The organism is Hanstruepera marina (assembly GCF_019880635.1).
Lineage (GTDB): Bacteria > Bacteroidota > Bacteroidia > Flavobacteriales > Flavobacteriaceae > Hanstruepera > Hanstruepera marina.
Map to the genome: position 1 here is coordinate 218,502 of NZ_JAINVX010000002.1, position 22,697 is coordinate 241,198.

Annotated in this window: 26 protein-coding genes and 5 tRNA genes; 28 read left to right on the forward strand and 3 right to left on the reverse strand. The window is 34.2% G+C overall.

Going from position 1 to position 22,697, the window contains the following annotated elements; translation table 11 throughout:
- The first annotated feature begins 31 nt into the window (after window positions 1–31).
- From K7G76_RS08710 to K7G76_RS08725, 4 genes are all read left to right on the forward strand, one after another.
- The gene (locus K7G76_RS08710) at window positions 32–526 is read left to right on the forward strand and encodes a YkgJ family cysteine cluster protein (RefSeq protein ID WP_223033821.1); all 495 of its coding nucleotides are present in this window, start codon (window positions 32–34) and stop codon (window positions 524–526) included.
- A 9-nt stretch (window positions 527–535) separates the two neighbouring features.
- Window positions 536–1,375 carry a sterol desaturase family protein gene (locus K7G76_RS08715; protein ID WP_223033822.1) on the forward strand — a complete coding sequence of 280 codons (840 nt, stop codon included), beginning with the start codon at window positions 536–538 and terminating at the stop codon, window positions 1,373–1,375.
- 69 nt (window positions 1,376–1,444) lie between these two features.
- Window positions 1,445–2,665 carry an outer membrane beta-barrel protein gene (locus tag K7G76_RS08720; RefSeq protein ID WP_223033823.1) on the forward strand — a complete coding sequence of 407 codons (1,221 nt, stop codon included), beginning with the start codon at window positions 1,445–1,447 and terminating at the stop codon, window positions 2,663–2,665.
- A 189-nt stretch (window positions 2,666–2,854) separates the two neighbouring features.
- Window positions 2,855–3,247 carry a hypothetical protein gene (locus K7G76_RS08725; protein ID WP_223033824.1) on the forward strand — a complete coding sequence of 131 codons (393 nt, stop codon included), beginning with the start codon at window positions 2,855–2,857 and terminating at the stop codon, window positions 3,245–3,247.
- 6 nt (window positions 3,248–3,253) lie between these two features.
- On the opposite strand, the gene K7G76_RS08730 is transcribed toward K7G76_RS08725, so the two are convergent.
- On the reverse strand, window positions 3,254–4,525 hold the full coding sequence (locus K7G76_RS08730; protein ID WP_223033825.1) for an exo-beta-N-acetylmuramidase NamZ family protein: 1,272 nt from the start codon (window positions 4,523–4,525) through the stop codon (window positions 3,254–3,256).
- Between K7G76_RS08730 and K7G76_RS08735 the strand changes: the two genes are divergently transcribed.
- Window positions 4,526–5,761 (forward strand): ABC transporter permease, encoded by a 1,236-nt coding sequence (locus tag K7G76_RS08735; protein WP_223033826.1) that lies wholly within the window; start codon window positions 4,526–4,528, stop codon window positions 5,759–5,761. It abuts the gene before it with no gap.
- 121 nt (window positions 5,762–5,882) lie between these two features.
- The gene (locus tag K7G76_RS08740; protein WP_223033827.1) at window positions 5,883–6,863 is read left to right on the forward strand and encodes a PLP-dependent cysteine synthase family protein; all 981 of its coding nucleotides are present in this window, start codon (window positions 5,883–5,885) and stop codon (window positions 6,861–6,863) included.
- Between the two features lie 78 nt (window positions 6,864–6,941).
- Here K7G76_RS08740 and K7G76_RS08745 read toward each other — a convergent pair whose 3' ends face one another.
- Together K7G76_RS08745 and K7G76_RS08750 are read right to left on the reverse strand one after the other, a co-directional pair.
- Window positions 6,942–7,373, reverse strand: coding sequence for an N-acetyltransferase (locus tag K7G76_RS08745; protein ID WP_223033828.1), 432 nt, complete (start codon window positions 7,371–7,373; stop codon window positions 6,942–6,944).
- Complete coding sequence (locus K7G76_RS08750; RefSeq protein ID WP_223033829.1) at window positions 7,373–7,870, reverse strand: CIA30 family protein; 498 nt, start codon at window positions 7,868–7,870, stop codon at window positions 7,373–7,375. The genes K7G76_RS08745 and K7G76_RS08750 overlap by 1 nt, the downstream gene beginning before the upstream one ends.
- A gap of 131 nt (window positions 7,871–8,001) precedes the next feature.
- On the opposite strand from K7G76_RS08750, the gene K7G76_RS08755 reads away from it, so the two are divergent.
- From K7G76_RS08755 to rplL, 22 genes are all read left to right on the forward strand, one after another.
- Window positions 8,002–9,273 (forward strand): DUF2851 family protein, encoded by a 1,272-nt coding sequence (locus K7G76_RS08755; RefSeq protein WP_223033830.1) that lies wholly within the window; start codon window positions 8,002–8,004, stop codon window positions 9,271–9,273.
- 16 nt (window positions 9,274–9,289) lie between these two features.
- Window positions 9,290–9,517 carry a PspC domain-containing protein gene (locus K7G76_RS08760; protein WP_223033831.1) on the forward strand — a complete coding sequence of 76 codons (228 nt, stop codon included), beginning with the start codon at window positions 9,290–9,292 and terminating at the stop codon, window positions 9,515–9,517.
- A gap of 3 nt (window positions 9,518–9,520) precedes the next feature.
- A complete protein-coding gene (locus tag K7G76_RS08765) occupies window positions 9,521–10,552 on the forward strand; it encodes a potassium channel family protein (protein ID WP_223033832.1) in 1,032 nt (343 codons plus the stop codon).
- A gap of 84 nt (window positions 10,553–10,636) precedes the next feature.
- Window positions 10,637–12,322, forward strand: a complete 1,686-nt coding sequence (locus K7G76_RS08770; RefSeq protein WP_223033833.1) for an alanine/glycine:cation symporter family protein — start codon at window positions 10,637–10,639, stop codon at window positions 12,320–12,322.
- A gap of 15 nt (window positions 12,323–12,337) precedes the next feature.
- A complete protein-coding gene (locus tag K7G76_RS08775) occupies window positions 12,338–13,204 on the forward strand; it encodes a ComEA family DNA-binding protein (protein ID WP_223033834.1) in 867 nt (288 codons plus the stop codon).
- Between the two features lie 18 nt (window positions 13,205–13,222).
- Window positions 13,223–14,389 (forward strand): acyl-CoA dehydrogenase family protein, encoded by a 1,167-nt coding sequence (locus K7G76_RS08780; RefSeq protein ID WP_223033835.1) that lies wholly within the window; start codon window positions 13,223–13,225, stop codon window positions 14,387–14,389.
- Between the two features lie 9 nt (window positions 14,390–14,398).
- Window positions 14,399–15,823: a carboxypeptidase-like regulatory domain-containing protein gene (locus K7G76_RS08785; protein ID WP_223033836.1), complete on the forward strand. Its 1,425-nt coding sequence runs from the start codon at window positions 14,399–14,401 to the stop codon at window positions 15,821–15,823.
- An 81-nt stretch (window positions 15,824–15,904) separates the two neighbouring features.
- Entirely contained in the window at window positions 15,905–16,099 is a 195-nt protein-coding gene (gene rpsU, locus K7G76_RS08790; RefSeq protein WP_223033837.1) for a 30S ribosomal protein S21, read from the forward strand.
- A 109-nt stretch (window positions 16,100–16,208) separates the two neighbouring features.
- A complete protein-coding gene (locus tag K7G76_RS08795; RefSeq protein ID WP_223033838.1) occupies window positions 16,209–17,099 on the forward strand; it encodes a tyrosine-type recombinase/integrase in 891 nt (296 codons plus the stop codon).
- A 39-nt stretch (window positions 17,100–17,138) separates the two neighbouring features.
- Entirely contained in the window at window positions 17,139–17,441 is a 303-nt protein-coding gene (gene hpf, locus K7G76_RS08800) for a ribosome hibernation-promoting factor, HPF/YfiA family (protein WP_223033839.1), read from the forward strand.
- Window positions 17,442–17,542: 101 nt separating this feature from the next.
- A tRNA-Thr gene (locus K7G76_RS08805) sits at window positions 17,543–17,616 on the forward strand.
- 141 nt (window positions 17,617–17,757) lie between these two features.
- Window positions 17,758–17,840, forward strand: a tRNA-Tyr gene (locus tag K7G76_RS08810).
- A 159-nt stretch (window positions 17,841–17,999) separates the two neighbouring features.
- Window positions 18,000–18,072 (forward strand) — tRNA-Gly (locus tag K7G76_RS08815).
- Between the two features lie 59 nt (window positions 18,073–18,131).
- Window positions 18,132–18,203 (forward strand) — tRNA-Thr (locus K7G76_RS08820).
- A 59-nt stretch (window positions 18,204–18,262) separates the two neighbouring features.
- Window positions 18,263–19,450 (forward strand): elongation factor Tu, encoded by a 1,188-nt coding sequence (gene tuf / locus K7G76_RS08825; protein ID WP_223033840.1) that lies wholly within the window; start codon window positions 18,263–18,265, stop codon window positions 19,448–19,450.
- A 61-nt stretch (window positions 19,451–19,511) separates the two neighbouring features.
- Window positions 19,512–19,584, forward strand: a tRNA-Trp gene (locus K7G76_RS08830).
- Between the two features lie 64 nt (window positions 19,585–19,648).
- Window positions 19,649–19,846 carry a preprotein translocase subunit SecE gene (secE, locus tag K7G76_RS08835; RefSeq protein ID WP_223033841.1) on the forward strand — a complete coding sequence of 66 codons (198 nt, stop codon included), beginning with the start codon at window positions 19,649–19,651 and terminating at the stop codon, window positions 19,844–19,846.
- Between the two features lie 11 nt (window positions 19,847–19,857).
- Window positions 19,858–20,412, forward strand: coding sequence for a transcription termination/antitermination protein NusG (gene nusG, locus K7G76_RS08840; protein ID WP_223033842.1), 555 nt, complete (start codon window positions 19,858–19,860; stop codon window positions 20,410–20,412).
- A 72-nt stretch (window positions 20,413–20,484) separates the two neighbouring features.
- Window positions 20,485–20,925, forward strand: a complete 441-nt coding sequence (rplK, locus tag K7G76_RS08845) for a 50S ribosomal protein L11 (protein WP_103051391.1) — start codon at window positions 20,485–20,487, stop codon at window positions 20,923–20,925.
- A gap of 17 nt (window positions 20,926–20,942) precedes the next feature.
- Complete coding sequence (gene rplA / locus K7G76_RS08850; RefSeq protein ID WP_223033843.1) at window positions 20,943–21,632, forward strand: 50S ribosomal protein L1; 690 nt, start codon at window positions 20,943–20,945, stop codon at window positions 21,630–21,632.
- A 19-nt stretch (window positions 21,633–21,651) separates the two neighbouring features.
- Window positions 21,652–22,173, forward strand: a complete 522-nt coding sequence (rplJ, locus tag K7G76_RS08855) for a 50S ribosomal protein L10 (RefSeq protein ID WP_223033844.1) — start codon at window positions 21,652–21,654, stop codon at window positions 22,171–22,173.
- Window positions 22,174–22,239: 66 nt separating this feature from the next.
- Entirely contained in the window at window positions 22,240–22,617 is a 378-nt protein-coding gene (rplL, locus tag K7G76_RS08860) for a 50S ribosomal protein L7/L12 (RefSeq protein WP_103051388.1), read from the forward strand.
- The last annotated feature ends 80 nt before the right edge of the window (window positions 22,618–22,697 follow it).

Sequence of the window (22,697 nt, forward strand, 5' to 3'; positions counted from 1 at the left end):
CATCTATTTTAAAAGTTGTTATTTTTACACCATGCAAGATCTTATAAACAATCTCCCAAAGCTGGCCAAAGATAAACATAACGAGAATAAATCGTTTTTTAAAAAGCTAAAAAAGAAACCACCAAAACAATTGGATTATATCATGCAAGAGTTGCATGAGGCTGAATTTGAACGTACTGATTGTTTAGAGTGTGCCAACTGTTGTAAAACTACAGGGCCTTTATTTACAGATAAAGACATAGAGCGTATTGCCAAGTTTTTTAAAATGAAACCACAACAATTTATCGATTCCTATTTACGAATTGATGAAGAAAACGATTATGTCCTTAAATCTGTTCCGTGTACATTTTTAGGGGCTGATAATTATTGTAGTATTTATGAAGTAAGACCCAAAGCCTGTAAAGAGTTTCCACATACCGATAGAAAGAAATTTCAACAGATATCTAATTTAACTCTAAAAAATGTGGCAATCTGTCCTGCGGCTTTTAATATTGTTGAGGAAATGAAAAAAAGAATTAAATTGTAAAAAAAATACTTGGAACAAATTATAAATTATTTCGAAACTATTCCATCGCTACACAGAAGTATATTACTTGTAGGAGGGATTACTTTATTTTGGCTTTTAGAAGGAGCTATTCCATTATTTCGGTTCAATTATAAAAAATGGCAGCATGCTTGGCCTAATTTCTTTTTTACTTTAACAACCATTATCATAAACTTTGGTTTGGCTTTCGTATTATTGAAGTCTGCTGATTGGGTTGCAAGCAATAATTTTGGAATTATTAATTGGTTGCCAGAAATGCCGTTATGGTTATATGCAATTCTTGGTGTTATGCTTTTGGATTTTTTTGGAGCCTATTTGGCGCATTTTGTTGAGCATAAAGTAAAACCATTGTGGATGGTACATTTGGTACATCATACTGATCATAATGTTGATACAACAACTGGAAATAGGCATCACCCAATAGAAAGCGTGATTCGATTCACATTTACTTTGTTAGGTGTTTTTATTGTGGGAACACCTATTGCTCTGGTGTTCTTGTATCAATCGTTATCGGTTGTATTTACGCAATTAACACATGCTAATATTAAATTACCCAGAAAAGTGGACAAAGCTATAAGCTATTTTTTTGTGTCACCAGACATGCATAAAGTACACCATCATTATGTACTACCCTATACCGATTCTAACTATGGTAACATTTTTTCAATATGGGATAGACTGTTTGGTACTTATATGGAGTTGGATAGAGATAAGTTGATATATGGCGTAGATGTTTTTCCCGATGAAGTAGCTAATGGAAAGATTGGCGAATTGCTTAAACAGCCTTTTCAGGAGTATCAAAAACCTACGATAAAAGTTTCTGAAAAATAACCGGTTTTTTATTAGTTAGGAGTGTAGAGTTTTCTATTTTTGGGGGCTTTAAATCAAAACTAATAACCAATGAAACTTATTAAAATTGCCCTTATGTTGTGCGTTACATCCATGGTTGCACAATCAAATTTTGTAACAGGTTCTGTTACAACTAAAAACAATCAAATTTTAAATGGAGAGATAGACTATCAGGACTGGAAAAAAACACCTGAAACTATTAATTTTAGACAAGGTGATAATATTAGAACCTATAAGCCTGAAGATTTACTTGCCTTTCAAGTAGAAAATGACAAGTTTATAAGTAGATTTGTTACCGTAGATGTTACAGAACAACAATTGAGTAAAATGACAGATAATCAAAAGGTTATGTTTGAAGATAGGCATGTTTTTTTAAATGTATTAGCTCAAGGTAATGCCAGCCTTTATGAATATTATGATTCTAGAACCCATTTTTATGCTGAAAAGGGAGACACGTTTATAGAACTAATAAATCGTAAAAAATTACAGGAAGGCAATCAAGATTTAATGACTTTTAAGAAATATTTGGGGCAGTTAAATGTACTGTTTAATGATTGTAGTTCCTTGAAAATTTCTGAAGGTTTAGAATACAGACGATTACCTTTATCTAAAATATTCAACAAATATAACACGTGTATTTCGGGTGATAATTCAGACAATTACACGAAAAAAGTTGAGCGAGAAAAAGTGGTTTTTTATGTTACTGCTGGTTTTGCTTTTTCAAATTTTAATTTTGAGCACCCCAATTCAATACTAGAAAATTTTGATGGAGGAAGCTTTACAACGCCAAGCTTTGGAGCTGCTGCTGATATACCTATTTCTAAAAACAGAAATAAATGGTCTTTGCGTACCGAATTGTTATACTCTGCTTATAAAGGAGAATTTGAACCTAATGAATTAACGACAATAACAGATGGTACTATGTATTTAGAACAATCTACTTTAGGTGCAAATGTATTAATACGTTATAAGTTTAAAAGTAAAAATGAAGACTTATTTCCGTTTATTAATGGTGGATTTGGATTTAACTATGTGTTATCTTATGAAAATTATGTAAGCTACAAGAGAGTAAATGCTATTTCAGATGAAGAGCAGATGTTTGATATAGGTAGTGCCGATTCTTATTTTACCTTTAGTGTTGGAGCTGGTGTAATTTATAAAAGATTTTCATTTGAAGGGCGATTAATGATTACCGACAAGGTATTAGGATCTGTTTATGGTTCGAGTTCTATTACAAATATTGGTATGTTTGTGTCTTACCAATTGTTTTAATTGAATTAAATATGTATAAAAAAGCCTTTGTTTAAAGGCTTTTTTTATGGCTTTAAATGAATTTCATCCTAGTTTTTGTGTAGTTAAAAGATTATATAGCTTTCATTTACAGTTGTTTATGTAGATTTAATTGAGGAGTTAATCAAAAATTGTTGTTGGATTAGAAAAGAAAAACCTAACAACCAACAATTGAAAACATATAGTACTACACTTATAATCGGTTTCTTAATATTATGTTCTTATTCAGTATTTGGACAAGCGTCCTATGCTAAAATTGAAAAGAATTATAATAATCGGGCAAGTAGTCTATCCCACAATCTTAACAAAACTAAAGATACATTGCTTTTAAAAAGCACTCGGAAAATCACACATATTTACTCCATAAATAGCGATTATAAACGAGAGATAGACATATATTTAGATACAAATGAATACCAATTGTCACTATCTGGGCTGTCACTAGGAAAGCATCTGTTGGTTGTTGGCGAATCTCCAAAAAAAATTGTATTTGTTTTAAGAATACAGCAAACACCAGAAATGATTACCCTTGAAAAATCAAAATTATCGTCTTTGGACGACTAGACTTAATCAATCATACAACAAATAAGGTCTTCTCATGGCATCGTAGATTTTTAGCCCAGCATCCCAAGTCTGTTTTATTTCAGCTTCAGTTAATCCAGCTTCAATTTGTTTTTGGAGTTTAGTGGTTCCAGCATGTTTTGTAAAGCCGTCTGTTAAGAAAAATAAGGATTTATCCATTGAATTTTCATAGGCCTTAATAATCCACTTTAAGGTCATGCCATTAATTTTTTCAGTACTTAAATCTTCACCATAACACAGCTTGCCTTTGTGTTTAGGGTGCTTGGCTCCAAAATTTGATTCAGGTGTGTAAGTAAACGCCATGGTTTCGGGATTGAGAAAGGGCGCTCCAAAACGTTGAAATTGAAATTCAGTGCCACGACCAGCATTTATGTTCGTGCCTTCAAACAAACCAAGACTTGGATATAGTTTAATAGCTTGATCGTTTGGTAAATTAGGTGAAGGTCTAATGGGCAGACTATAAGATATTTCATGTGTGTAATTTGCTATAGGAATTACAGTAATATCACATTGAATACCATTTTTTAACCAGTTTTCGCCATTTATCATTTGAGCGTACTCACCAATAGTCATACCATGAACTAAAGGAATAGGATGCATACCTAAAAAGCTTCTATGTTCAATTTCTAAAGTTGGACCGTCAATATAATGGCCATTAGGATTTGGTCTATCTAAAATAATTAAAGGAATTTTGGCTTCAGCACAAGATTCCATGATATAGTGTAATGTTGAGATATAGGTATAAAACCGTACGCCAACATCTTGAATATCAAAAATTATAATATCAATATCATTGAGTTGTTCTTTGGAAGGCTTTTTGCTTTTTCCATGTAATGAAACAATAGATAACCCTGTTTTAGTGTCTACACCATCATTAACTAATTCGCCAGCATCTGAAGTACCGCGAAAACCATGTTCTGGAGAAAACACTTTCCTTACGTTAATATCTAGACTTAATAAGGAATCGACCAGATGTGTATAGCCCTTTTGTTCTGTCATCTCACTTTCGTCATAAAATATAACCGAAGTCTGATTGGCAACAATACCAACGTTTTTGTCGGTTAATATTGGTAAATAGAGTTCTGTTCTGTTAGCACCAACATGTAATGACTTATCATGCTGAGCTTGTTGAAGCATCTGGTCTTCATTAGATTTTTTATTTATAGCAGGTTCAGTCTGTGAAAAGTTTCCACAGGAAATCAATACTAAAACAAATAAAAAAACGGTATTTTTGATCTTATTAAAACCTAATTGCATCATTTGAATTTCGAATATTTTACAGCTAAACGTATAATTGATAGTAAAGCGTATAAAAGTAGCGTTTCGGCACCAATAATAAAAATTGGAATTACTGCAATTGCCATTGGTATGGTGGTCATGCTTATTGCCATTGCTACCGGAATTGGCTTACAACAAAAAATTCGTGACAAGGTTGTGGCTTTTAATGGCCACATCATGATTTCAAAGTTTGGTAGTAATAATTCACATGAAAGTGATAACTCTATTTCGTTGCAACAGGATTTTTATCCCGAATTTAAAGTAGTAGAAGGCGTAAGTCACATTCAAGCGGTTGCAACCAAGTTCGGTATTATTAGAACGGAATCCGACTTTGAAGCTGTTATAGTTAAAGGAGTTGGTGGCGATTATAATTGGGATTATTTTCAGGAGTACTTGATTGAAGGTCGCTTACCTGATTTTTCTGAAACACGGAATGAGGATGTGTTAATTTCAAAATATATTGCCAATAGATTAAATTTAAAATTGGGAGACACTATTCAAACCTATTTTATGCGTGAAGATATTAATAAACCACCACGCATCATTCCGTATAAAATTGTTGGGATTTACAATTCAGGATTTCAAGATTTTGATAAAACATATATCATTACCGACTTAAAACATATTCAGCGACTTAATAACTGGGATGAAGATCAAGTGGGACATTTTGAATTGTTTGTTGATGATTATTCCCAATTGCAAAAAATCCAGGAACAGGTATATCAAAACACACCTTCTGAAATGAATACCATTACTGTAGAACAAAAATTTGACACCATTTTTGAATGGATAAATATTTTTGATAAAAACATCTATGGCATTATCGGTATTATGATTTTGGTTGCTGGAATCAATATGATAACAGCTTTGTTGGTCTTGATTTTGGAGCGTACGCAAATGATAGGTATACTAAAGGCTTTGGGTAGTAGTAATTTAAGTATTCGAAAAATATTTCTTTACAACGCGTCTTATTTAGTTGTTCTGGGCCTGTTTTGGGGGAATGTTATTGGATTGGGGATTTTATTGGCACAAAAATATTTTAAATTATTTCCTTTAAATCCTGATGTATACTATGTAAGCGAGGCACCAGTATTTTTAAGTTTAGGTTATGTTATAGCTTTAAATATAGGGACCTTTGTGATGTGCATGCTTATGTTACTTTTACCATCTTACATCATTACAAAAATATCGCCAGTCAAAGCCATGCGTTTTGAGTAGTCTTGTTATTGCGAGGAGCAAGCGACGTAGCAATATCAAAATAAATACTTACTTTAAATAACCACCTCATTTCTTTACTTTTCTAACTTTTACTGTACATTTGCACCGCAAATAGATAAGTATGGATTACGCAAAAAATATATTAGAAACCATAGGTAATACACCTTTGGTTAAAATCAATAAACTAACCGAAGAATTACCATGCATGGTTTTGTCAAAATACGAAACCTTTAATCCCGGGAATTCAGTTAAGGACCGTATGGCTTTAAAAATGATTGAAGATGCCGAAGCCGATGGACGCTTAAAACCTGGAGGTACCATTATTGAAGGTACTTCGGGTAATACCGGAATGGGTTTAGCTTTAGCTGCCATTGTAAAAGGCTACAAATGTATTTTCGTAATTTCAGACAAACAGTCTAAAGAGAAAATGGACATACTTCGCGCTGTAGGAGCCGAGGTGATTGTTTGTCCTACCGATGTTGAGCCAGACGACCCTAGAAGTTACTATTCTGTTTCAAAACGTCTAGGTGATGAAACACCAAACTCTTGGTATGTTAACCAATACGACAACCCAAGTAATGCAAAAGCACATTACGAAAGTACAGGGCCAGAAATCTGGAAACAGACCGATGGTAGAGTCACGCACTTTGTAGTTGGCGTGGGAACAGGAGGTACCATTTCTGGTGTTGGTAAATATTTAAAGGAACAAAATCCAAATGTTAAGGTTTGGGGAGTGGACACCTATGGTAGCGTGTTTAAAAAATACCACGAAACCGGTATTTTTGATGAAAACGAAATTTATCCTTACGTAACCGAAGGTATTGGTGAAGATATTTTACCGGAAAACGTAGACTTCTCTATTATTGACGGTTTTACCAAAGTAACCGATAAAGATGCTGCCGTTTACACCCAGTTATTGGCTAAAGAAGAAGGTATGTTTTTGGGTAACTCTGCAGGAGCAGCTATTAAAGGCGTGCTACAGCTAAAAGAACATTTTGGAAAAGATGATGTTGTTGTGGTGTTGTTTCACGACCATGGTAGCCGTTATGTAGGCAAAATGTTTAATAACGACTGGATGCGAAAAATGGGGTATATCGAGTAGGTTTTTTGAAGTTTCGATAACTTATTGATATGATATCGTTTTAAGGATTTATATCAGGAGTTAACGAAGTTCGATTTTTTAATTGAGATTGTCAAATTTTAAACGCAAGACATCTTGGTTGCTTTCTTTATGAAAATAGGAATGCATGTATTTAAAACCGTATTTCTTATAAAAAGCTCTACCAATAGCGTTTTTATCAAAGACCTCTACCTCTAAACTCTTATAAGAAGGTTTAATGAAGTTTACTAATTGCGAACCAATACCTTTGCTATGATGGTTTGGTAAAACAAATAAACCACCAATTTCATTATCCATCATACTTATAAAACCTAGAATAGTACCATGCTCTTCATAAACCCAAGTTTCAGAGTCAGGAATATACATATCACGCATAGCTGTTTTAACTTGTTCAACAAAAGCATCATCTAAAAACGGATGTGCCAGTGTAGATGCTTGATACCAAATATTGAGAATAGCTTCGAGGTCTTTGGGAGAGTGTTTTCTTATCATTATTTAATGAGTTCAATTTTATCCAGTACCAATTTAAAGGTTTGTACTTTTTTATTGCCGATTAAAATACCAATTTCTTCAATAGTTTCACCTTTAAAATTAGGTATATCCAAATCTCTGCCTCGAAAAACAGGGTAAAAAGCTTTCAAAGGAATATCAATGGCTCCCCAATTATTGTCCGATTGAAAATAAGCAGTATAGGAATAATAATCGTTTCGGTTGCTTTTTAATCGCAATTGATAACTGTTGCCGTCACCTTTAACGTACAGCCTTATTTTAGTATAGTCTTTAACATCAATTGTTGGGCATTCATATTTTATAGAAGAAAAGCCTCCATTGTTATCCAGTGAAATATTCCCTTCAAAAACACCATGACCGTTTTCGTCTATATAAAAATTACCATCAGAGCGTCCACCCATAACTACGTCATCAATCACTAGCCAATCGTTAGCTTTACTATTAGTGTTAAAGTCGTATAGAGTTGATGTGTTTTGCATGATTATAAGTAAACAACAGAGTAAGTACATATTCCTAAAAAAGCTTTTTTGTAAACATACAAAATGTTACAGTGTATTCTCTTAAACAAAGCTTAAACATGTATACCTTTATTTTGTAACTTGTTTTTTATATGCAAGAAGACTTTTTACACTACATCTGGAAGCAAAAAAAATATCAATTGGTCAATTTGAAAACGGTTGATGGCACAGCTGTTTTGGTAAAATCATCTGGAACACATAATCATCTGGCTGGTCCAGATTTTTTTAATGCCCAAGTTAGAATTGGTAACCAGCTTTGGGCTGGGAATGTAGAAATACATATTAAATCCAGTGATTGGTACGTACACAACCATGAAACCGATTCCAACTACAACAATGTTATTTTACATGTGGTTTGGGAGCATGATGCCGATATATATAGAAAAGATAATTCGGTCATTCCTACCCTGGAACTCAAAAACTACATAAGCCAATCTGTTTTAGATAATTATCAAAAATTGTTTTCTAAATCCAACAAATGGATTAATTGTGAAAACGATTTTTCTGATATTAATAATTTTAGCCTGCAAAACTGGTTAGATCGTTTGTATTTTGAACGCCTAGAAAGTAAGTCGGTTGTTATTCAGGAATTATTGCAAAAATCCAAGAACAATTGGGAAGCCGTTTTGTTTAGTATGCTTGCCAAGAATTTCGGTTTAAATATAAACGGCGAAGCCTTTTTAAGCATGAGCCAATCGTTTGATTTTTCAATCGTTCGAAAGTTGCAATCCAATTCCATAGATTTAGAGGCATTGTTCTTTGGGCAAATTGGTTTGTTGGATTCGGTATTAGAGGACGCCTATCATAAACAACTTTTAGAAAGATACCACTATATAAAGCATAAGTTTGGCTTGGAAAATTCCGCGGTCTTACCCGCTCAGTTTTTTAAGTTGCGACCACCAAATTTCCCTACTATCAGGTTATCCCAACTTGCTATGTTATATTCTAAGTACCATAATTTGTTTTCCCAAATACTTGATGTAAGCACCTTAACCGATTTCTACAAAACATTTGAAGTTACGGTTTCTACATATTGGCAAACCCATTATAACTTTGGTACTGTCTCAAAAAGGTCTAAAAAAGCCCTTACCAAACCATTTGTAAATCTATTGCTTATAAATACCATTGTTCCCATAAAGTTTGCTTACGCCAAGAGTTTAGGTAAGGAAATAACAGAAGACATTCTTCAGCTTATGGAACTCATTCCAGAAGAGAGTAATAGTATAGTTTCTAAATTTAAAAAATTAAAGAAAGGTAACTACTCAGCTTATCAATCCCAAGCCTTTATTCAGCTTAAAAAAGAGTATTGCGACAAGAATAAATGCTTGCAATGTGCTATTGGAAATGCACTTTTAAGCGAATAAATTATTACATTGCAGCATGAACATTATTTACAGACCATTGCTATATTTTCAACGGCATGGATACTATGTGTGTCAACGCATTGCAGACCGTTTGGGTATTCGGGCTAAAGTGGTTAGAACGTCGTTTGTGTATCTTACATTTGTAACTTTAGGTTTTGGTTTTGCGTTATACTTGTTCTTGGCATTTTGGATGCGCATTAAAGATTTATTGTACACAAAACGGTCATCAGTTTTTGATTTATAATTTATGAGTAATAAAATAATACGATTGTTTAGATCAAAAATATATACAGCCATCATATTACTGCTTGGTTTACTGATGGTTGGCGTTGTGGGTTTTAGAATGTTATCTGGTTATACTTGGATAAATGCACTTTACATGACGGTAATAACCATTACCACTGTTGGATTTGGAGAAGTAAGGCCGTTAGATGAACCTTCAAAAATATTCACTATTTTTTTAATCCTCACCAGTGTTGTTATTGTGGGGTATGCTTTAAAAGTTATTACAGAATACATATTGAGTCAGAATAATATTGATGAATTAAAACAGAAGAAGATGCAAAAAAAGATTGACAGCCTATCTAACCACATCATTATTTGTGGTTATGGAAGAAATGGTAAGCAGGCAGCAACTAAATTAATTGCATACAAAAAGCCATTTGTGGTAATTGAGAGAAATAAAGATACTATTGAAAAACATCAGAATGAATTGGTACCTTTTCTTCATGGGAATGCTAATGAAGACGACATACTTTTACAGGCAGGAATAGAACGGGCAAATACTTTAATTTCTGCATTGCCCAATGATGCTGATAATTTATTTGTGGTGTTATCGGCTAGGCAAATTAATAGTAATATGACCATTATTAGTCGTGCATCTCAAGAAACATCCTATAAAAAGCTAAAATTGGCTGGGGCAAACAACGTTATCCTTCCCGATAAAATAGGAGGCGACCACATGGCGTCTTTGGTTGTGGTTCCAGATTTAATAGAGTTTATAGATAATTTGTCAATCGTAGGTAAGGCCAATATTAATATAGAAGAAGTTGAGGTGAGTAAACTATACGATGTGTCAACTGTAAAGACCATTCGCGATTTGGATTTAAGACGAAAAACAGGTTGCAACGTTATTGGCTATAAAAACATTGATGGCGAATATATTGTTAACCCAGAAGCCGATCAAAAACTTATGCCAGGCTCAAAAATTATTGTGCTAGGCAGGCCTGAACAAATTCACAAGCTTAATACAGAGTACAATATAAAAGCGCATTTATAGGGTTTTAACAAATCAGGTTTTAAAAACTCATTTTTTTTTAGCATCTTGCTGACTTTATTTATTTAACTAAACTAACATTTTACTATGAAGAAGTATCTTCTTTCAATATTTACACTTGTATTACCTTTTTTAACATTTGCTCAAGAAGAGGTAGGATTGGATCAAAAAATTGACCAAGCCTTTCAGCCGGTTTCAGATTTTTTCTCAAACGTTATTTTCTTTGAAATTGCAGGAACACCTTTCGTTCTTTTATTACTTGTAGGTAGTGCTGCGTTTTTTACCATTTATTTTGGGTTTCCCAATATCCGTTATTTCGGAAAAGCCATTAATACGGTTAGAGGAAAATATGAAGACATTGAAAAACATGGAGCGGCCGAGTTATATGGCGAAGATGGTATTGCCCAAGGTCAAGATTTGACAAAAGTTGACATTGAAGACCATTTAGTAAGTGTTAAAGATGAGTTGGCCATAGATGGTGATATTGTTGATACCATTAGAGATGAAAGTTCGGATGGAGAGGTATCACATTTCCAAGCATTAGCAACAGCAGTATCTGGAACTGTTGGTAACGGAAATATTGCTGGTGTTGCTTTAGCTATTGCATTAGGTGGGCCAGGAGCAACGTTTTGGATGATTGTATGTGGTTTATTGGGCATGTCAACCAAGTTTGTGGAATGTACTTTAGGAGTTCAGTATAGAGATGTAGGTGAAGATGGTACGGTTTATGGTGGTCCAATGTACTACATAAGTAAAGGGCTTAAAGCAAAAGGCTTTAAAACTTTAGGTAAAATAGCTGCTGCATTGTTTGCTGTGTTTTGTATTGGAGGATCATTTGGTGGTGGTAACGCTGCGCAATCTAATCAAGCGACAATAGTAATTAAGGAAATGTTTGATTGGGAAAGTACTGCTGCAGGAGCTATAGTTGGAGTTGTTTTGGCCATTTTAGTAGGTATTATTATTATTGGTGGAATTAAGCGAATTGCATCAGTAACTGAAAAAGTTGTGCCGTTTATGGCTGTACTTTATATATTATGTTGTTTATATATCATTTTAAGTAATTTTGATTTAATAGATGATGCTATAGGTTTAATTGTAAAAGAAGCCTTTAACCCTACCGCTATTGGTGTAGGTGGTTTTATCGGTGTTCTATTGGTTGGATTTAAAAGGGCTGCGTTTTCTAACGAAGCAGGTGCTGGTTCGGCATCTATTGCGCACTCTGCAGTGCGAACAAAATATTCTGCTAGTGAAGGTTTAGTAGCCTTACTAGAGCCATTTATTGATACAGTGGTTATCTGTACCATGACAGCTTTAGTGATTATTATATTCAACTTTGGTGGTTTCTTCGAGTATGGAGATGCAACTGGTGCTGGAGTAGTGATAATTGATGGTATGAGTTATGAAGGTGCTGGAATCACATCTAAAGCTTTTGCTGAATACATTCCATATTCTAATGTGTTTTTAACAATAGCCGTTGTATTATTTGCAGTATCAACAATGATTTCATGGTCGTATTATGGTTTACAATCTTGGAAATATTTATTTGGTAGAGGTAAAGCAGCAGACTTAACTTATAAATTATTATTTTTAGTATTTGTTGTAATTGGCGCTGCTGCAAGTATGGGGTCAATTTGGGCGTTCTCTGATGCTATGATTTTTGCTATGGTATTCCCGAATATGGTTGGTCTTTACTTCTTGTTCCCAGTTGTTAAAAAACAATTAAATAGATATCTAGACGCCATCAAGCTTAAAGCTGATGCCATAGAAGAATAATAAAAACTAAAATATATGAAATCCCATTTCGCGTTTACCAAAAAACAACGAAATGGGATTTTTTTATTGCTCATTTGTATAATTCTTCTTCAAATAGCAATATTTTATTCTGCTTCATCAAGTAAACCAGATGTTCAGAATTCAGAACAGATTATAAAATGGCAACTTGAAATAGACTCACTAAAGTCAATTAAAATTGTTGAAAGCAAGCCTAAAATTTATCCTTTTAATCCAAATTTCATTACAGATTATAAAGGATATACACTTGGCATGAGTACCGAAGAAATCGATAGACTTCATGATTTTCGAGCTAGAGATAAATGGGTTAATTCTGCTCAAGAGTTTCAACAAGTGACTAAAGTATCTGATACTTTACTTGAAGAAATTTCACCTTATTTTAAATTTCCTGAATGGGTTGCTAACCCTAAACCAAAAACATATCGAGCAACTCAATACAATAACACACCCAAGACGTTTGAGCAGAAAACAGATTTAAATACAGCAACAGCAAGTCAGTTGCAGCGTGTATATGGTATTGGCGAAAAACTATCAGATAACATTATTAACTATAGAACTAAAGTTGGAGGTTTTGCAGCTGATATAGAACTACAGGAAGTTTACGGGCTAAAGCCTGACGTTATAAAGAATATAGGTAAAGCGTTTACCGTAAAAACGCCACGAACCTTTCAAAAAATAAATTTAAATACAGCCACTAAAGATCAATTGGTTACTATTAAGTATATAGATTATGAAATTGCCCATGACATTATAGAGGAAAGAACCTTGCGCGATGGTTTCAAATCATTGGATGAATTAACAAAAGTTAAGGACTTCCCAGTTCATAAAATTGATATAATTAAGTTATATTTGATGCTCAATTAATCACATAAAAAAGAAGGTATGAATAGTATGTACTTCACAGAAGAACATAACATGTTTAGGCAGAGTTTGAAAGATTTCTTACAAAAAGAAGTGGTTCCTCATATTGAAAAATGGGAGAAAGATGGAACCGTAGAACGTTTTATTTGGAAGAAGTTTGGAGACATGGGATTTTTTGGAGTGAATTATCCGGAAGCTTACGGCGGATTAAATCTCGATTTATTTTACACGGTTATCTTTCTTGAAGAGTTGCAAAAAATAAACTCTGGTGGTTTTGCTGCTAATATGTGGGCTCATGCTTATTTGGCCATGACTCATGTAAATGCTGAAGGTAGCGAAGCTATTAAGCAAAAATATTTGTCTGCTAGTATTTCAGGAGATATGATAGGCTGTCTTTGTGTAACGGAGCCTTTTGGAGGAAGTGATGTTGCTGGTATGCGAACAACTGCTGTCAAGCAAGGTGATAATTATGTTATTAATGGTTCTAAAACCTTTATTACAAATGGTGTCTATAGTGATTATTTGATAGTTGCAGCTAAAACCAATCCGGAACTGGGAAATAAAGGCATAAGTATGTTTGTCATTGATCGTGATACTCTTGGGGTTTCGTCGACTAAATTGGACAAGCTAGGATGGCGTGCAAGTGATACTGCAGAAATAGCTTTTGATAATGTTACTATTCCTGCTTCAAATTTAATGGGAGAAGAGAATAAAGGCTTTAATTACATTATGCAACATTTTGCTTTTGAGCGTTTAATTATGGGCGTTAATGCGCATGCTAGAGCAGAATATGCTTTAGATTATGCAAAACAATATATGAGTGAGCGTAAAGCTTTTGGTCAAAGTATAGATAAGTTTCAAGCTTTACGTCATGCCTTTTCTGATGCCTATAGCTACATGGAAGTGTGTAAGGAGTTTAATTATTCGGTAGCATATCGCATGAATAAAGGTATTTATGTAGTTAAAGAAGCAACGGTCTCTAAATTACAATCCACAAAAATGGCAGACGAGGTTATTTATCAATGCCTGCAATTTTTAGGCGGTTATGGGTATATGGAAGAATATCCTATGGCAAGATTGTTGCGCGATAGCCGTCTTGGACCAATTGGCGGTGGCACCTCTGAAATTCTTCGTGAGATAATAGCTAAAATGACGCTAGATGGCAAGGATTATAAACCAGCAACCTAATTCGCTTTTATGATTATTAAGGTTTTAAAAAAATCACTCGTTTTATTTTGTTTTCTAGTTTTCACTAGCACATTCTCGCAAACCGAAATTAAAAATTCAGTTTTAGATGCCGAATCGTTTTTGCCTTTGGAAAGTGCCAGTGTGTATGTCCAAAATACAACCATTGGAACCATAACTAATGAAGACGGAAAGTTTTTACTTGTTATTCCCAATAAGCATCTAAAAGATACCCTGGTTATTTCATCAATTGGTTTTAAGAGTTATAAGGTGCCGGTTGATGAATTTGATAATACGTTTGATGTATATCTAGAACCCGATGTGGCTTCTTTAGACGAAGTATTGCTAGTGGCAGAAACGCGACCAAAAACAGGAAATGATATTGTACTTCGAGCTTTGGAAGAGCTAACCGAGAACTTGGCGGATTCGGCTTATCTTCAAAAAGGTTTTTTACGCCATAAAGAGCGTAATAAAAAAGAATTTAAATGGCTTATTGAAAGTGCTATTACTTTGTACGATCCTGGTTTTGATACAATTCCTGGAGAGGATGTGAAAATTAATGTAGATCAAGTACGTAAGAGTTACGACTTAAGAGATGTTGATAGTTTATTGACTTATACATCTTACTTGCGAAATAGAGGCGTTAAATTACGTTCACGAAATCTTAATCGCGATACTATAGAAACGGCTTCACTGGTTAAAGCTATTAAATGGAATGATAACAGAATTAATGGATTGGAAACTCTCTTCCATGGAAAGTTAAACGTGGTCAGAAATTCTGAAAACCCTAAAGCCTTGTTTGATGCTGAAGATATTTTAAGCAAGCATATGTTTAAGTTAGATACGGTGTTGGTTGAAAACGATAGGAAAATTTATAAAATACAAATATCCGAAAGTTTCGAGCATGTAAATTTAGAGACTAAAGGTGTTTTTAATGATGGTTATCAACCAAAAGGGTGGATCTACATCTATTGGGATACGTATGCCATAAAGCGAATAGAATACGAATTGCATGCGGCGTCAAAAGCGCAGCGTAGCCGAAGCAAAACGTTATTCGATACGTATTTAAACCATAAATTGATAATCAATTATAAAGAGTATCAAGACAAAATGTACCTCAATTATGTGTATTACGAAACACCTAAATTAGTTAATGTTGGTGTTGCACAGGACGACCCAAGAACTGAAATTGATGAATCTGCAGTTAACAAAGAAGAACGTTATTATTATACAGTTCAAGAAATTTTATTCACCGAAATTATTACAGATCAAGATATGGTTACTGATGAGCTATCAAAATCTTGGGATGCTGATATATTCTCACCAAAACCTTATGATAAAGCCTTTTGGAAAAACTACAATACTTTGTTGGAAAGTGAAGAGGAGGAAAAACTTATTCAAGATCTAACACAACGCTACTCATTATATAAAGAATAATTTTTTAATTTCTGTTGCAGAATTCAAATTAGTTATTATTTTTGCAGCCTGAAAATTCTAAAAGAGAGGAGGTTAAGAACTATGTTAATAATTCCAGTAAAAGACGGTGAAAATATAGATAGAGCGTTAAAGCGTTACAAACGTAAGTTTGTTAGAACAACAATTAAGAATCAGTTGCAAGAACGCAAGCAATATACAAAGCCTTCTGTAGCACGTAGAGCGCAAATTCAAAAAGCGCAATATATTCAGAGTTTAAGAGATCAAGAAGAGATTTAAATAGAGGCTCAATAAATAAAAAAATCCTGCATTATGCAGGATTTTTTTATTCTAGCATAATTGTAATTTAAACTTTGTATTTTTATAAAAATCTACTGCTTCATAAAATATGCCTTTTAAATCCTTTTTAGATTATTTGCTTTTAGAGAAAAATTATTCCAAGCTCACTATTCAAGCTTACGAAAAAGATTTAAATGATTTTTATAATTTTTTAAACCAAGAATATCAATCTACAGATTTGAGTACTGTCACCTATCCACTTATACGAAGTTGGATTGTATCTCTTGTGGATAAGGAAATATCAAACCGAACGATTAACAGGAAAATATCAGCATTAAACACTTACTATAAGTTTCTTTTAAAAGTTGAAGACATAAAAGTGAATCCTTTGGCCAAACACAAAGCATTAAAAACAAGTAAGAAAGTTCAGATTCCGTTTTCAGAATCTGAAGTGGCTATAGTTTTAGATGAATTAAATTTTGACGATTCATTTAAAGGTATAAGAGATAAGGTGATTATAGAGTTGTTTTATTCAACAGGAATCAGACGGATTGAATTGGTTGAATTAAGGTTAAACAGTATTGATTTTTCTAACAAAACAATTAAGGTATTGGGTAAGCGCAACAAAGAACGTATTATTCCGTTATTGGATTCAGTTCTCAAAAATTTGCAGACCTATATATATGTAAGAAAATCATTAGAGAATATTCAAGATAAGGATATGTTATTTTTAACACAAAAAGGCGTTAAAATTTATGAAACTCTTGTTTACCGAATAATTAATGATTATTTTAGTTTGGCATCTTCTAAAGTAAAAAAGAGTCCGCATATATTAAGACATTCATTTGCGACACATTTACTTAATCAAGGTGCCGATTTAAATACTGTAAAGGAATTATTAGGTCATTCTAGTTTAGCAGCAACTCAAGTGTACACACACAACAGTATTGCAGAGTTAAAAAAAGTCTACATGAATGCGCACCCTAGAAGTAAAAAGTAAATCGAAAAACACTAATGTTTAACTTAATAATAGAAGAGTATGAAAGTAAACACGCAATCAGTCAATTTTAATGCAGATAAAAAATTGATAGACTTTATTCAAAAGCGTATGGATAAGTTAGAGTTATTTTATGATAAGGTCATACAATCAGACGTGTATTTAAAAGTTGAAAATACAAGTGATAAAGAAAATAAAATCTTCGAAGCTCGTGTTAGTGTTCCTGGAGATAGCTTTGTTGTAAAAAAGCAATGCAAAACATTTGAAGAAGGAGCTGATAGTGCAGTTGCATCATTAGAAAGACAGCTAAAAAAGCGAAAAGAAAAATTAAGAGCATATTTATGACAAAATTTTTCAAAAAATGTTTTGAATAAGAAAATAAATATATACATTTGCAGTCCGTTAGAAATAGCGGGCTTTTTTTTAGTTAAAAAAGCAAGGTAAAAGCCGATGTAGCTCAGCTGGCTAGAGCAGCTGATTTGTAATCAGCAGGTCGTGGGTTCGAGTCCCTCCATCGGCTCTAAAAAATGAAAGCACAGGGTTGTATTCCAAATTAAGAAAACGGAATTCAAGCGGGACGAGAAGTTTATCCTGAGCGCAGTCGAAGGGAGTCCCTCCATCGGCTCAAGTTCTTTAAAAAGATTGAATATTATTTTTTATTGGGGAGATACTCAAGCGGCCAACGAGGACAGACTGTAAATCTGTTGTTTTTTAACTTCGCAGGTTCGAATCCTGCTCTCCCCACAAAATATTTTGAATATGAAGACGTCAAAAGCTGGCTTTTGTAAGGATTTATCTCAAAATATTTGTGAAGGGTTTCCCTTTAGGGATCACGAGCGATAGCGAGTAATCCAAAATTTGAAATATAGAAAACCATTTATCAAATTATGTTGATAATAAATTGCGGGAGTAGCTCAGTTGGTAGAGCGTCAGCCTTCCAAGCTGAATGTCGCCGGTTCGAACCCGGTCTCCCGCTCAAAAAAAATCCTGCGAAGGCAGGATTCTCATTAATTAAATGAGAAAAAAACACTTTACGCCGGTGTAGCTCAGGGGTAGAGCGTTTCCTTGGTAAGGAAGAGGTCACGAGTTCAAATCTCGTCATTGGCTCTTTTTCAGGATTGAATAAAATTGAACACTAATATAAATTAAGATTAAATAAATTAAACATGGCAAAGGCAACTTTCGATCGTTCAAAACCACATTTAAATATTGGTACTATTGGACACGTAGATCACGGTAAAACAACTTTAACTGCTGCTATTACTAAAGTATTAGCTGATGCAGGTTTTTCAGAAGCAAGATCATTTGATCAGATTGATAACGCTCCAGAAGAGAAGGAAAGAGGTATTACAATTAATACATCTCACGTAGAATATCAAACAGCTAATCGTCACTATGCTCACGTTGACTGTCCAGGTCACGCGGATTACGTAAAGAACATGGTAACTGGTGCTGCTCAAATGGATGGTGCTATTTTAGTTGTTGCTGCAACTGATGGTCCTATGCCACAAACTCGTGAGCACATCTTATTAGGTCGTCAGGTAGGTATTCCAAGAATCGTTGTTTTCTTAAACAAGGTTGATATGGTTGATGATGAGGAATTATTAGAATTAGTAGACATGGAAGTTAGAGACTTATTAAACTTCTATGAGTACGATGGTGATAATGGACCTGTTGTATCTGGTTCAGCTTTAGGTGCACTTAACGGTGAGCAAAAGTGGGTTGATACAGTATTAGAATTAATGGAAGCTTGTGATTCATGGATTGAAGAGCCAACTCGTGATATGGATAAGCCTTTCTTAATGCCTATTGAAGATGTATTCTCAATTACAGGTCGTGGAACTGTTGCTACAGGTCGTATCGAAACAGGTGTTGCAAATACAGGTGATCCTGTTGAGATTATTGGTATGGGTGCTGAAAAATTGACATCTACTATTACTGGTATCGAAATGTTCCGTCAAATTCTTGATAGAGGTGAAGCTGGTGATAACGCAGGTATCTTATTAAGAGGTATTGAAAAAACTCAAATCTCTAGAGGTATGGTAATCACGAAGCCAGGATCTGTAACTCCTCACGCTAAATTTAAGGCAGAGGTTTATATCTTGAAAAAAGAAGAAGGTGGTCGTCATACACCATTCCACAATAACTACCGTCCACAGTTCTACGTTCGTACAACTGACGTAACTGGAAACATTGCGCTTCCTGATGGAGTTGAAATGGTAATGCCTGGTGATAACTTAACTATCACTGTTGAGTTAATCCAACCAATTGCAATGAACGTAGGTTTACGTTTCGCTATCCGTGAAGGAGGTAGAACAGTTGGTGCTGGTCAGGTAACTGAAATTTTAGACTAATAAAATTCAATAAATAGTAAGTTAAGGTATTTCGTTTTTCGGAATACCTTGACTTGTATTTACGGGTTTAGCTCAGTTGGTAGAGCACTGGTCTCCAAAACCAGGTGTCGGGAGTTCGAGCCTCTCAACCCGTGCAAGTAAAACAAAACAGTGAGTCTCAACATATTTGATACTCTAAAATTGTAAATAAAACATATAATGGCTGGAATTGTAAACTATATAAAAGAATCGTTTGGAGAGTTAAAAAATAATGTGACTTGGCCATCTTGGGCTGAAGCGCAAAGCTTAACAGTGTTAGTAGCAGTGTTTTCAATTATTTTCTCGTTAGCAATTTGGGGAGTAGATACAGTGTTCAGCAAGGCCATAGGATTTTACTTTAAATGGATTAACGGTTAAATTAAAATTGTATGTCTGAAGGAAACGAAAAAAAGTGGTATGTAGTTAGAGCTGTAAGTGGTCAAGAAAACAAGATCAAGACTTACATTGAAAACGAAATTGCCCGTTTAGGATTTGGGGATTATGTGGATGAGGTTTTAGTGCCAACTGAAAAGGTTATCCAAATCAGAAATGGCAAGAAGATAAACAAAGAGAAAGTTTATTTTCCTGGCTACATCATGATAAAAGCAAATTTAACTGGAGAAATTCCACATATCATTAAATCTGTAACTAATGTTATCGGATTTTTAGGAGAGACAAAAGGTGGAGATCCAGTGCCGTTAAGACAATCTGAAGTTAATAGGATGTTAGGTAAAGTAGATGAGTTATCATTAGAGGCTGATACAAATGTGGCGATACCATTTACAAAAGGAGAAACCGTTAAAGTAATTGATGGACCGTTTAATGGATTCGATGGAACTATCGAGAAGATAAATGAAGAAAAGCGTAAACTTGAAGTAATGGTTAAGATTTTCGGAAGAAAAACACCATTGGAATTGAGTTATATGCAAGTTGAAAAAGTATAATAATTGTTACAAGATATAAATACAATCTTACGCTTCCAATCATAAGAATTGTATGAAACTAAATTATTAAAAATGGCAAAAGAATTAAGTAAAGTAGTTAAACTACAAGTTAGGGGAGGTGCAGCGAATCCGTCGCCACCGGTTGGACCCGCTTTAGGTGCCGCTGGAGTTAATATCATGGAGTTCTGTAAGCAGTTTAATGCGAGAACCCAAGATAAGCCAGGTAAAGTTTTACCTGTTGTGATTTCTGTTTACAAAGACAAATCATTTGATTTTGTAATCAAAACTCCTCCTGCAGCAGTACAATTATTAGAAGCGGCCAAGGTGAAGAAGGGTTCTGGTGAACCTCATATTAAAAAAGTAGCTAAAGTTTCTTGGGATCAGATTAGAACCATAGCTGAAGACAAAATGCAGGATTTAAATGCATTTACAGTTGAATCTGCCATGACAATGGTAGCTGGAACTGCAAGATCTATGGGTATAACTGTAAAAGGAGGCCAAGCCCCTAATTAATCTAAAAAATTTTTAAAATGGCAAGATTAACAAGAAAACAAAAGGAGGCTTTAGCAAAAATAGAAAAGGGAAAACTGTATTCTATTGATGAAGCGTCTTCATTAGTAAAAGAAATTACCAATACCAAGTTTGATGCCTCTGTTGATTTAGCAGTACGTTTAGGAGTTGATCCTCGTAAAGCTAATCAAATGGTTAGAGGGGTTGTAACATTACCTCATGGTACTGGTAAGGATGTGAAAGTATTAGCATTGGTAACTCCAGACAAAGAAGCAGAAGCTAAAGAAGCTGGCGCTGATTTTGTTGGATTAGACGAATACCTTGATAAAATTAAAGGTGGATGGACTGACGTAGATGTAATTATTACTATGCCAAGTGTAATGGGTAAATTAGGTCCTTTAGGACGCGTGTTAGGTCCTCGTGGTTTAATGCCAAACCCAAAAACTGGTACAGTAACTATGGATGTCGCTAAAGCTGTTAGCGATGTAAAAGCCGGTAAAATTGACTTTAAAGTTGATAAAACAGGTATTGTACACGCATCTATAGGTAAAGCATCTTTCAGTGCTGATAAAATTGCAGGTAATGCAAATGAATTATTACAAACATTAATGAAACTTAAGCCAACTGCAGCTAAAGGAACTTATGTGAAGAGCATTTACATGTCTAGTACTATGAGTCCAAGTTTAGCCGTTGACCCAAAAATTGGTTAAGTAGTTTAAAACTTTTATTATGACAAGAGAAGAAAAATCACAAGTAATTGAAGACTTAACTGCACAATTAGCCAATAGTTCAAATATCTATTTAGCAGATATTTCTGGATTGAATGCTGGTACGACTTCAGATTTACGTCGTGCTTGCTTTAAGGCTAACATTAAATTAGCAGTTGTTAAGAATACCTTGCTTGAAAAAGCAATGGAAGCATCAGATAAAGATTTTGGAGACCTTCCTTCAATTTTAAAGGGAAATACTTCAGTCATGTATGCTGAAACTGGTAATGCGCCAGCCAAAGTAATTAAAAACTTCCGTAAAAAATCAGATAAACCACTTTTAAAAGGTGCTTTTATTGAGGAAGCCATTTACATAGGCGACGAACAATTAGACGCTTTAGTTGATATCAAATCTAAAGAAGAAGTTATCGGCGATATTATCGGCTTATTACAATCACCAGCGAAGAGCGTTATTTCAGCACTTCAGTCTAGTGGCGGTAAGCTTGCAGGTATTATTAAAACATTATCCGAAAAAGAAGGGTAATCCAAAAAAGTACGCACTTTTTACACAATTATATTAAAATTAAAAATTTATTAAAACGATAGAAAAATGGCAGATTTAAAAGATTTCGCAGAACAATTAGTTAACTTATCAGTAAAAGAAGTTAATGAGTTAGCTACTATTTTAAAAGATGAGTATGGTATCGAGCCTGCTGCTGCTGCAGTAGCTGTTGCTGCTGGCCCAGGTGCTGGTGGTGGTGAAGCTGCTGAAGAAAAATCAGAATTCGATGTAATCCTTAAAGCCGCTGGTGGTTCTAAATTAGCAGTTGTAAAATTAGTTAAGGAATTAACTGGCTTAGGATTAAAAGAAGCTAAAGAATTAGTTGATGGTGCACCTAGCGCAATTAAAGAAGGTGTTTCTAAAGACGAAGCTGAAGGCTTAAAAACTTCTTTAGAAGAAGCAGGAGCAGAGGTTGAGCTTAAGTAAGCTTAACGCCTCAAACACATAACGGTTTAGGCCTGAAGTTAATCACTTTTGGGCCTAGACCATTTTGCGTATATAACCGT